Raw genomic sequence first — 459 nt, 5'->3', positions numbered from 1 at the left:
CAGGCCCAGCCCGCCCTTGATGACGGAGCGGCGAGTAAGTCTGCTGGAATGCATCATTTCACTCTCCCATTGCTGTTGACCCTGTGGACGGCGGTCAGGCCGGCCGAATTGAAGAAACAGGCGTTCGCCGGGTCGAAGGCGACGCCGATGCTTTCGCCGACCGCGCCCCTGAAATCGCGGCCGGCCCGTACCGAGACGTTGCCGCCTTCGAGGCGGACATTGACCAGCGTCTCGTTGCCCATCGGCTCGACGACATAGATTTCGCCGGGCAGCGCCCCCGGTTCGCCTGGCTGGGCGAGGCTGCAGTCTTCCGGTCTGAGCCCGATCTCCACGATCTCGGCCAGGCGGCAGGCCGTGAGCCGGGTTCGCTCCAGCGGCACGATCCTGGCACCGATCATCACGCCTCGCTCGCCTGGCGCAGCCGGCAGGATGTTCATCGGCGGGTTGCCGACAAAGGTG

The 459-nt window shown here is 66.4% G+C and carries 1 protein-coding gene; it reads right to left on the bottom strand.

Annotated elements, in window-relative coordinates; all coding sequences use genetic code 11:
• Nucleotides 1-53 precede the first annotated feature (53 nt).
• Nucleotides 54-459, bottom strand: a 406-nt coding sequence (locus tag EN850_RS33550) for a TOBE domain-containing protein (protein ID WP_136092936.1), incomplete at its 5' end; no start/stop codon positions are given.

Origin of the sequence: Mesorhizobium sp. M8A.F.Ca.ET.207.01.1.1 (assembly GCF_004794715.1) — a bacterium.
Classification (GTDB): domain Bacteria; phylum Pseudomonadota; class Alphaproteobacteria; order Rhizobiales; family Rhizobiaceae; genus Mesorhizobium.
Note: the sequence above shows the minus strand (reverse complement) of the source record. Positions and strands in the feature narration are given on the sequence as shown.